General features: G+C 70.0%; 12 protein-coding genes and 1 tRNA gene. All 13 read left to right on the top strand.

The features are described 5' to 3' along the window. Positions 1-193, top strand: a 193-nt coding sequence (locus H0488_RS07715) for a hypothetical protein (RefSeq protein WP_246371603.1), incomplete at its 5' end; no start/stop codon positions are given. A 124-nt stretch (positions 194-317) separates the two neighbouring features. Continuing rightward, on the top strand, positions 318-1,484 hold the full coding sequence (gene hsaA, locus H0488_RS07710; RefSeq protein ID WP_183098705.1) for a 3-hydroxy-9,10-secoandrosta-1,3,5(10)-triene-9,17-dione monooxygenase oxygenase subunit: 1,167 nt from the start codon (positions 318-320) through the stop codon (positions 1,482-1,484). A gap of 3 nt (positions 1,485-1,487) precedes the next feature. Continuing rightward, on the top strand, positions 1,488-2,624 hold the full coding sequence (locus tag H0488_RS07705) for a 3-ketosteroid-9-alpha-monooxygenase, oxygenase component (protein WP_183098704.1): 1,137 nt from the start codon (positions 1,488-1,490) through the stop codon (positions 2,622-2,624). A 66-nt stretch (positions 2,625-2,690) separates the two neighbouring features. Continuing rightward, complete coding sequence (locus tag H0488_RS07700) at positions 2,691-3,341, top strand: CDP-alcohol phosphatidyltransferase family protein (protein ID WP_183098703.1); 651 nt, start codon at positions 2,691-2,693, stop codon at positions 3,339-3,341. Then, positions 3,338-3,832: a hypothetical protein gene (locus H0488_RS07695; RefSeq protein WP_183098702.1), complete on the top strand. Its 495-nt coding sequence runs from the start codon at positions 3,338-3,340 to the stop codon at positions 3,830-3,832. Before H0488_RS07700 ends, H0488_RS07695 begins: the two co-directional genes overlap by 4 nt. Before the next feature lie 25 nt (positions 3,833-3,857). Further along, the gene (locus tag H0488_RS23615; protein WP_220794307.1) at positions 3,858-4,016 is read left to right on the top strand and encodes a hypothetical protein; all 159 of its coding nucleotides are present in this window, start codon (positions 3,858-3,860) and stop codon (positions 4,014-4,016) included. Between the two features lie 7 nt (positions 4,017-4,023). Then, entirely contained in the window at positions 4,024-4,647 is a 624-nt protein-coding gene (gene nadD, locus H0488_RS07690) for a nicotinate-nucleotide adenylyltransferase (RefSeq protein WP_312856247.1), read from the top strand. Then, positions 4,644-5,030, top strand: a complete 387-nt coding sequence (rsfS, locus tag H0488_RS07685; protein ID WP_183098700.1) for a ribosome silencing factor — start codon at positions 4,644-4,646, stop codon at positions 5,028-5,030. Before nadD ends, rsfS begins: the two co-directional genes overlap by 4 nt. Before the next feature lie 10 nt (positions 5,031-5,040). Beyond that, positions 5,041-5,676 (top strand): histidine phosphatase family protein, encoded by a 636-nt coding sequence (locus tag H0488_RS07680; RefSeq protein WP_183098699.1) that lies wholly within the window; start codon positions 5,041-5,043, stop codon positions 5,674-5,676. A gap of 228 nt (positions 5,677-5,904) precedes the next feature. Continuing rightward, a tRNA-Ala gene (locus H0488_RS07675) sits at positions 5,905-5,977 on the top strand. 78 nt (positions 5,978-6,055) lie between these two features. Further along, entirely contained in the window at positions 6,056-7,789 is a 1,734-nt protein-coding gene (locus tag H0488_RS07670; protein WP_183098698.1) for an aminotransferase class V-fold PLP-dependent enzyme, read from the top strand. An 82-nt stretch (positions 7,790-7,871) separates the two neighbouring features. After that, positions 7,872-9,356 (top strand): NAD(P)/FAD-dependent oxidoreductase, encoded by a 1,485-nt coding sequence (locus H0488_RS07665; RefSeq protein ID WP_183098697.1) that lies wholly within the window; start codon positions 7,872-7,874, stop codon positions 9,354-9,356. A gap of 13 nt (positions 9,357-9,369) precedes the next feature. Continuing rightward, on the top strand, positions 9,370-10,344 hold the full coding sequence (locus tag H0488_RS07660) for an NAD(P)H-dependent flavin oxidoreductase (RefSeq protein WP_183098696.1): 975 nt from the start codon (positions 9,370-9,372) through the stop codon (positions 10,342-10,344).

Genomic DNA, 10,344 nt, shown 5'->3' with positions numbered 1-10,344 from the left:
CATGGTCTCCGGGATGGCGGCCGCCGCCGGACGCCGGCAGCCCGACGTCGTGCGCGACGTCGGGTTCAACCCGGTCGGCCAGGTCGTCGGGCAGCTCGCTCGTGTCGAGCGGACGTCGGTGGTCGTCGAACGCTGGGTCCAGGAGTACGTCGACGCGTGCGGCCGGCTCGAGGAGCTCAACGCCGGCGCCTGATCGCCGCTGAGCGAAGGCTGTCCTTCGGGACCAAGGTCCTTCGAGTCTCGGGACCTCGGCCCGCATCCCCGAACTAGAACACGTTCTACTTTGTGGGAGTCGGCTGAGAGCCCGAGGAGGCCTGATGACCACCACTGTCCTGGAGAACCTGCGCGACCTGCTGCCCGGGTTCCGCGAGCGTGCCGAGGAGTGCGAGCAGCAGCGCGCCGTACCCGAGCAGTCCGTCAAGGAGCTCGAGGCCGTCGGCGTGTTCCGCATGCTGCAGCCGCGCCGCTACGACGGGCTGGAGGGCGACCCGCTCGACTTCTACGAGGCGATCCGGCAGATCGCGTCCGCCGACGCGTCGACCGGATGGGTCGCATCGGTGCTCTCGGTGCACGCGTGGCAGCTCGCGTTGTTTCCCGCCGCCGCGCAGGAGGCCGTGTGGGGGCCGGACACTGCGACGCTGATGTCGTCGTCGTACGCCCCGACGGGCAGGGTCACGCTCGCCGACGGCGGCTACGTGGTCAGCGGCCGCTGGTCGTTCTCCTCCGGCTGCGACCACGCCGACTGGGTGCTGCTCGGCGGCCTGGTGACCGACGACGACGGCAACCTGGTCGACTTCCGCACGTTCCTGCTGCCGGGGAGCGACTACGTCGTCGAGGACACGTGGGACACGGTCGGCCTGGCCGGCACCGGGTCGCACGACATCGTCGTCGACCGTGCCTTCGTGCCGGTCGACTTCACCCTTTCGATGACCGAGACCGGCCGGTGCGCGGGTCCCGGGCAGGCCCTCAACGGGGGCGAGCTCTACCGGCTGCCGTTCCACTCCCTGTTCACCTCGGCGATCACCACGCCGATCATCGGGATGGCCTACGGCGCCTTCGCCGACCACGTGGAGACCCAGCAGCACCGGGTCCGAGCGGCCTACGCCGGCGAGCGCGCCGCCGAGGACCCGTTCCAGCACGTCCGGATCGCCCGCGCGGCGGCGGACATCGACGCCGCCTGGGCGATGCTCGGCCAGAACGTGCGCACCCTGCAGGCCCACGTCAGCCGGGGGGAGCCGATCCCGCTCGACCTGCGGCTGAAGGTGCGGCGGGACCAGGTGGTCGGCACCGAGCGCGCGATCGAGGCCATCGACGTGATGTTCGAGAGCGCCGGGGCCCGGGCGCTGGCCCGGGGCGGCTACCTCCAGCGCGCGTGGCGCGACGCCCACGCCGGCCGGGTCCACGCGGCGAACGACCCCGAGCGGGCCTTGCGCATGTACGGCGCGGACCAGCTCGGGCTGCGCGTCGAGCCAGGGATGTACTGACCGATGGGCATCGACTCCAAACGGCTGATCGACCCCGGCACGCCGCCGAACCGGTACGCCCGGGGCTGGCACTGCCTCGGCCCGGCCGACTCGTTCCGGGACGGCCGGCCGCACACCGTCGAGGCCTTCGGCACCAAGCTGGTCGTGTGGGCCGACCGCGCCGGCCGGCTGCAGGTGGTCGACGGCTACTGCCGCCACATGGGTGGGGACCTCGGCCAGGGGACCGTGAAGGGCGACGAGATCGCCTGCCCCTTCCACGACTGGCGGTGGGGAGGGGACGGCGGCTGCAAGGAGATCCCGTACGCCCGGCGGGTCCCGATGCGCGCGAAGACCCGCACCTGGCACGCCATGGAGCGCAACCGTCAGCTGTTCGTCTGGCACGACCACGAGGGCAACCCGCCGATCCCCGAGCAGATGGTCCCGGAGATCCCGGAGCTCGAGACCGGCGAGTGGAGCGCGATGACGTGGCAGGCGATCGACATCCCCGGGTCGAACTGCCGCGAGATCATCGACAACATCGTGGACATGGCTCACTTCTTCTACATCCACGGGGCCTTCCCGACGTACTTCCGCAACGTCTTCGAGGGGCACGTCGCCAGCCAGTACATGAACTCCGAGGCCCGGCCCGACCTGGTCGAGAACGGCTCCCTGGAGGAGAGCCTGCTCCGCTCGGAGGCGGCGTACTACGGGCCGTCGTACATGATCAACCCACTGACGACGACCTGGCGCGGGTTCGACATCGACGTGATCCTGGTCAACTGTCACTACCCGGTGACCCAGACCGACTTCCGGCTCCAGTTCGGGCTGATGGTGCGGAAGGTGGCCGGCCTCGACGATGACACCGCGGTCAAGGTCGCGCAGAAGTTCACCGACCTCTTCGCCGAGGGCTTCCTGCAGGACGTGTGGATCTGGCAGAACAAGAGCCCGATCCAGAACCCTCTGCTCTGCGAGGAGGACGGCCCCGTCTACCAGCTGCGACGGTGGTACGACCAGTTCTACGTCGACGTCGCCGACATCACGCCCGAGATGACCGCACGGTTCGAGTTCGAGGTCGACACCCGCAAGGCCAACGAGTACTGGAGGGCGGAGGTCGCCGGCAACCTCGCCCGCCAGGAGGCCGAGGCGCAGGCCACTTCCTAGGTTCGCCGTCGCGCTGAGCCGGGAGCGCTCATCGGCCGGTCATGGCGGCACGGTAGGTTTCGCGCCATGGCAGGGGCGCCCGACCGGATCTACGCGGACGCATCCACGGAACGTCTCCTCACCGGGGCGACCGTGATCACGATGATCCGCACCGTCGCGACGCTGGTGCTCACCTTGTGGGGGGCGTACGACGACGACCTCACCCTGCTCGTGACCGGACTCGTCGTCTACTGGGTCGGTGACACGCTCGACGGGGCCTGGGCGCGACGGTTCGACTGCGAGACCCGGATCGGCGGCGTCGTCGACATGGTGAGCGACCGGCTCAGCTGCGGCGCGTTCTACGTCGGCCTGGCCTGGCTGCAGCCGGCGCCGTTCTTCTTCAGCGACGAGCCGATGGAGCTCATCGCGATCCCGGTCGCTGTCTACCTGTTCGAGTTCATGGTCATTGACATGTTCCTGTCGCTGGCCTTCCTCGCCTGGCCGATCCGCAGCCCCAACTACTTCTACGTCGTCGACCGCCGGATCTACCTGTGGAACTGGTCCCGGCTCGGCAAGGCGGCCAACTCCGGTCTGTTCGCGGTGCTGCTGCTGGCCACCGGGTGGTGGTGGCTCGGGCTGATCATCGCGATCGGGCTGCTGGTGCTGAAGTGCGTGTCGCTCCGCTGGCTGCTGCAGCTCGGGCTGCCCGTCCCCGAGAGGGTTCCCGCGGAGTCATGACCCTGCTGCTGGCCAGCTTCGGCATCAGTGTCGCGTCGGCCCTGATCCCGGTGATCAACATCGAGGCCTATGTCATCGGGATCTCGTCGACGGGGGTCGGCAGTGCGGCGGCGATCACGCTGTCGCTGGTCTGTGGCGCGGGCCAGAGCGCGGGCAAGATCGTCTGGTACGAAGCCGCCCGCCGGGGGATCGACAGCGGATGGATGCAGCGGAAGCTCTCCGGGCCGAAGATCCAGGCGAGCTATCAGCGGTGGGTGTCGCGGATGGAGGGGCGGCCGTGGTTCGGCGGGGCGATCCTCTTCGCCGCCGCGTTCGTCGGGATCCCGCCGCTGCTGGTGATGGCTGCCGTCGCGGGAGCGCTCAAGATGCCGATGTGGGTCTTCCTCCCGACCATCCTGGTCGGCCGCACCATCAGGTTCTGGCTCTGCTTCGAGTTCGGGACCCTGGTCGAGTGGGGTGTTCTCTTCGACTGGATCGTGTTCTGGGGCTGAGCGGCGGTCCGATAGCATCCGGCCTATGCAGATCAGCCTGACCGCACTTGCCGTACTCCAGGCCGCCGAGGAGCACGGCGAGCCCGCCGTCAACCCGTGGTTCGTCGGCGGCGGCACGCTGGCCCTCCTGCTCCTCATGCTCCTCGCCCTCGTCTGGTTCGGCGGCGGCCGCGACCACAGCTGAGCAACCCGTGACCGCCCCCGCTCGGCGCCCCCGGGTCGGGGTGATGGGTGGCACCTTCGACCCCATCCACCACGGTCACCTGGTCGCGGCGTCCGAGGTCCAGGGCTGGTTCGAGCTCGACGAGGTCGTCTTCGTCCCGACCGGGCAGCCCTGGCAGAAGTCCGACCGGGAGGTCTCGCCGGGCGAGCACCGCTACCTCATGACCGTGATCGCCACCGCCGCGAACCCGCGGTTCACGGTCAGCCGGGTCGACCTCGACCGCAGCGGTCCGACGTACACGATCGATACCCTGCGCGACCTCCGCGCCGCCCGTCCGGACGCGGACCTGTTCTTCATCACCGGCGCCGACGCGCTCACCGACATCTTCAGCTGGCGGGACGCCGACGAGCTGTTCGCGCTCGCGCACTTCGTCGGGTGCACGCGCCCGGGGGCGGAGGTGGACCCCGCCACGCTTTCCGCGATCCCGTCCGAGCGTGTCACGATGTTGGAGGTGCCAGCGCTCGCGATCTCCTCCTCCGACTGCCGTCAGCGGCAGTCGGCGGGGCAGCCGATCTGGTACCTCGTCCCCGACGGGGTCGTGCAGTACATCACCAAGCACGGCCTCTACCCAGCAGAACCCGGAGAGAAATGACCGCGACCGAGCACGCCGTCGAGCTGGTGCACGCGGCGGCCCGCGCCGCTGCCGACAAGCTCGCCACCGACATCCTTGCCTTCGACGTGAGCGAGCAGCTCGCGATCACCGACGCCTTCCTGCTCGCCTCGGGAGCCAACGACCGCCAGGTCAAGGCGATCGTCGAGGAGATCGAGGACAAGCTGCGCGAGATCGGCGCCAAGCCGATCCGGCGCGAGGGCGAGCGCGACGCTCGCTGGGTCCTCATCGACTACGGCGAGATCGTCGTGCACGTCCAGCACACGGAGGAGCGGCAGTTCTACGCCCTCGAGCGGCTGTGGCGCGACTGCCCGGTCATCGCGCTCCCGGCCGAGGTGCACGGTCCCGCGCCCTCCGCTGGTTGAGGTGCGACGAGTGCAGCGAGGAGCCTCGAAACCACCGGAGGACGCCCGCCGGCTGGTGCTGCTGCGGCACGGCCGCACCGAGTGGAACGCGACCCAGCGGATCCAGGGGCACCTCGACCCGGCGCTCGACGAGACCGGCCACGCGCAGGCGCGCGCGGTCGCCCCGGCCGTGGCCGCCCTGTCGCCGGTGACGCTGCTGTCCTCCGACCTGCAACGGGCGCGCCAGACGACGGAGTACGTCGCGCGCGCGACCGGGCTGGCGCCGTCGTACGACGAACGCCTGCGGGAGTGCTACTTGGGGGAGCGACAGGGTCTGACCCACGACGAGTACGCCGCGCTGGACCCCGCCGAGTACGCGCGGTTCCGCGCCGGTGACTGGGACGACATCCCCGGCGCCGAGACCCAGGCGCAGGTGGCCGAGCGGTTCACCGCCGTGCTCAAGGAGACCGCGGGGGCTCTCGACGCCGGCGAGACCGCGCTGATCGTCGCCCACGGCGCTGCGATCCGGACCGCGATGGCGCACTGGCTCGGCTGGCCCATCGACTGGGCATCCGACTTCCGGGCGCTGGCGAACTGCGGCTGGGTGGAGCTCGTCGAACGGCCCTCCGGACGCTGGGCGCTGGCCGCCTACAACCGCACTGCCTGATCGCGGGCGGTTGAGGTGCGAGCGAAGCGAGTGTGCTCGGCGGTTGAGGTGCGAGCGAAGCGAGCCTCGTTCGCTGGTTGAGGTGCGAGCGAAGCGAGTGTGATCGGTGGTTGAGGTGCGAGCGAAGCGAGTGTGCTCGGTGGTTGAGGTGCGAGCGAAGCGAGCCTCGAAACCCCCGATTTCATAGTCGTCAGGGCGTTCGGTAAGGTTCTCCGCGTTGCAAACCACGGGGCTGTGGCGCAGCTGGTAGCGCATCTGCATGGCATGCAGAGGGTCAGGGGTTCGAGTCCCCTCAGCTCCACCGTGTGATGATTCGAGACCGGCAACGCGGGACGTTGGTCTCTCGAACCTGTCGCTGGACAGGGCTAACGTCGAAACCATGGACGTTCCCGCACCGGCATCGCCCGCGGAGACGCCGCTGCTGCGGCGGATCCGGGAGTCGGTGATCGGCGACGACCAGGTGATGGCCGGCCCGTTCGGCCCGCGCCGGGTGACGTACGCCGACTACACCGCCTCGGGGCGCGCGCTGTCCTTCCTGGAGGACTTCATCCGCGACGAGGTGCTGCCGCGCTACGCGAACACCCACACCGAGTCCAGCGGCACCGGGCTGCAGACGACCAGGCTCCGGGAGGACGCGAGGGCGATCATCCGGGACGCGGTCGGCGGTGACGACGAGACGGCGGTCATCTTCGCCGGCTCAGGTTGCACCGGCGCGATCGACAAGCTGATCGGCGTTCTCGGGTTGCGGATCCCGTCGGTGCTGGAGGACGAGTACCACCTGAGTGACCAGATCCCGGCCGACCGCCGGCCGGTGGTCTTCCTCGGTCCCTACGAGCACCACTCCAACGAGCTGCCGTGGCGCGAGTCGATCGCGGACGTCGTGTCGATCCCGGCCGACGCCGACGGGCACATCGACCTGGCCCTGCTCGAGGCCGAGCTCCGTCGTCACGCCGAGCGCCCCTTGAAGATCGGGAGCTTCTCGGCGGCCAGCAACGTGACCGGGATCCTCAGCGACACGGCCGCGATCTCGACGCTGCTGCACCGCCACGGAGCGCTGTCGTTCTGGGACTTCGCCGCCGCGGCGCCGTACGTCGACATCGAGATGTACGGTCCCGACGTCGAGGATCCGCTCTGCTACAAGGACGCGGTGTTCCTGAGCCCGCACAAGCTCATCGGCGGTCCCAGCACGCCGGGGGTCCTCGTCGTACGCCGTGAGCTGCTGACGAACCGGGTGCCCGACGTGCCCGGCGGCGGCACCGTGGCCTACGTCAACTCTGCTGATCACCAGTACCTCGCCGACCCGGTCGAGCGGGAGGAGGGCGGGACGCCGGCGATCGTCGAGGCCATCCGGGCCGGCCTGGTGTTCCAGCTGAAGCAGGCGGTGGGGATCGAGGTCATCCGCGGCCACGAGGAGGCCTACCTGCGACGGGCGATGGAGCGCTGGCGGACGCTGCCGAGCGTCGAGGTCCTCGGCAACCCGGACGCCGAACGGCTGTCGATCGTCTCGTTCGTCGTGCGCGCTCCGAGCGGGAAGTACCTCCACCACAACTTCGTCGTCGCGCTGCTCAACGACCTGTTCGGCATCCAGTCGCGAGGCGGCTGCTCGTGCGCCGGGCCGTACGGACACCAGCTGCTCGGCATCGACCTGGACCGGTCCCACGAGTTCGAGCGCGAGATCACCCGCGGCTGTGAGGGCATCAAGCCCGGGTGGGTGCGGGTGAACTTCAACTACTTCCTGTCCGAGGCGGTCGTCGACTACGTCATCGAGGCCGTGCGGCTGGTGGCGCTCGACGGCTGGCGGGTGCTCGGCGCGTACCGGTTCGATCCGGCCCGCGGCCTGTGGACCCACCGCGACGGACCGGTGGAGCCACCGCTGCGACTGCGGGAGATTACCTACGACGCCGATGGACGGATGAGCTATCCCCACCGCGACGACGCCGCGCCGGAGAGCGTGCTGCAGAAGCACCTCGACGACGGTGCCGCGGTGCTGCAGCAGGCAACCCCTCCCGACCTCGATGGGGAGGGGCCGCTCGTCTCCGCGGACTTCGAGCAGCTGCGCTGGTTCGAGCTGCCCGCGAGCTGCCTGGCGGCCGCTGCGCACCGAGTCACCTGAGTGTGAGGTGCGCTCGGGCGGTTGCGTGCTACTTTCGTCCACGGTTCTGCTCGGGTTGACCGCCCGATCCGAGGGGGACCGAATGACGGCGAACAACGACCACGCACCGACCGAGTCGCTCGAGACGCACGAGCTCTGCATCGTGGGCGCCGGGATCGCGGGCCTGAACGCCCTCGTCGTGGCGACCACCTACCTCCCACGGGGCACCAGCGTCGCCCTGGTCGACAGCAGGCATCGAGTCGGGGGGATGTGGGTCGACACCTACGACCATGTCCGGCTCCACCAGCCGCACGGGATCTTCACGGCGGGCAAGATCAAGTGGACGCTCCAGGCGCCGCCGAGCCACCTGGCCACCAAGTCCGAGGTCCTCGACCACTTCGAGCACTGCCTCGACATCGCGAAGCAACGGCTGGACGTCCGGGAGAGCCTCGGCTGGGACTACGAGTCGCACCGGGAGTCCGGCGACCTGGTCGAGGTGGTGTTGAAGGCACCGGACGGGCGGCGGCGGACCCTGCGCGCGAAGCGGCTGATCAAGGCGTTCGGGCACCGGGTGCTGCCCAACGAGCCGCTCGCGGTGTCGAGCACCCGGGTGCGCTCCATCACCCCCGAGCTCCTCGGCTCACACGACGCCGAGCTGCGCGCTGACGACACGCCGATCTGGATCGTCGGAGGCGGCAAGACGGCGATGGACGCCGCGCACCTGCTGATCACCACGTTCCCGGGCCGGGAGATCAACATGCTGGCGGGACCCGGCACGATCTTCACGCGCCGCGACACGTTCTTCCCTGTCGGCGCGAAACGGTGGTGGTCGGGGACCCCGATCAACACGATGGTGCGGCAGACCACGCGGCGCTTCGACGGGACCAACGAGGACGAGGTCAGGGACTGGTTCCGTGCGACGTACGGCGTCGGTCCCGTTCCGGCGCCGAGGGACTACTTCGGCGCGTACATGTCCGAAGCAGAGAGCGACCTGATCGAGAACGGCTTGTCGACCGTGGAGAGCGAGTACTTCGCCGATGCGGTCGATGGCGACGCAGGCGTCGAGCTGGTGCTGAGGAGCGGGGACACCCGCCCGGTGGTGCCGGGGACCTGGCTGATCAACTGCACCGGGTCGCTGCTGCGCGCAGGAGAACTGCACCCGTACGAACCACTGGTGTCGCCGTCGGGTCGGACGCTCTCCCTCCAGATGCGCGCCAGCACCACCGGGGTCTTCTCGTCGTTCGCGGGGTACTTCATGACGCACCTGATGTTCACCGACCAGCTCCGCGACGTCGGGCTCTACGTGCTGGACGTCGAGGACCTCTTCACCAAGGCGAGGCCACTGGCCATCTACGCGTCGATGAGCCTCTCGATGCACAACCTCAGCGTGATCTCCGACGCCCTCCCGAACAAGGTCATCCTGGACTGCGGTCTCGACTACGACCTCTGGTACCCGCTGCCCCGCCGGATGCTCGGCACCATGGAGTTCTTGCGCACCCATCGCCGGGATCGCGAACATCACCGACAGACCCTCGACACCATCCGGGACAGGTTCGACGTGCGCTGCGGTCCCGTGGAGAGCAGCTGAGAGGATTCCTCGCATGGCCGACTTCGTGGACCGGGTCGGGATCGAGGTGCCGGTGGTCCAGGCCGGGATGGGGGGCGGCGTCGCCGGTCCGCGGCTCGCGGCAGCGGTGTCCGAGGCGGGCGGGCTCGGCACGTTGGGCATGGCTGCGCCGGCGTCGCTGACCCGCCAGCTCACGGCAGCCCGCGACCTGACCGACCGGCCACTGGCCGTGAACCTGCTGCTGCCCTTCGCGCGGGCGGCCCACTGGCGAGCCGCGTCGGCGGCCGACGTCGTGGTCACCTTCTGGGGTACGCCGCGTCGTCAGCACGGCGGCACCTGGATCCACCAGGCGGGCTCGGTGGACGAGGCCCGGGCCGCCCACCACGCCGGAGCGGACGCGGTCATCGTGCAGGGGGTCGAAGCCGGTGGGCACGTGCGGGGAGTCCTGCCCGCACGGGACCTGCTCGAGCAGGTTCGCGCCGTACTCCCGCGGGACTGTCCCGTGCTCCTCGCCGGCGGCACCGCCGACGCCGACGACGTGACCCGCGCGCTGGCGGCCGGTGCGGACGCTGCTGTCGCCGGGACCCGGTTCCTGATGTCGGAGGAGAGCGGCGCGACGGCCGGCTACAAACAGCGGCTCGTAGACGGCTCCGCGACCGTCCTCACCGAGCTCTTCGGCGTCGGTTGGCCGGGCGCCCACCGGGTGCTGCCGAACGACGCGACGCGCAGGTGGCTGCGTCGGGACCCGCGCGGGCCGGGCGTCGTACGACTCCTCAACCGGGCGACCCGTCCGGTGCTCAGCCGGTCGCCGGACTCGGCTCAGGCGTGGATGCTGCGGCACCAGGCGGTCGGGGTGCCGTTCTTCAGCCCCACTCCGCCCGCCGGCAACGTCCCCGACCGGATCCTCGAGACGTCCCCGCTCTACGCGGGCGAGACGGTCGCCCGGATCCACCAGATCGCACCGGCCGCATCGATCGTTCGCCACCTGGCTGGGCTCGACAAGAGGTAG

Origin of the sequence: Nocardioides pelophilus, assembly GCF_014180685.1 — a bacterium.
Lineage (GTDB): Bacteria > Actinomycetota > Actinomycetes > Propionibacteriales > Nocardioidaceae > Nocardioides > Nocardioides pelophilus.
Note: the sequence above shows the minus strand (reverse complement) of the source record. Positions and strands in the feature narration are given on the sequence as shown.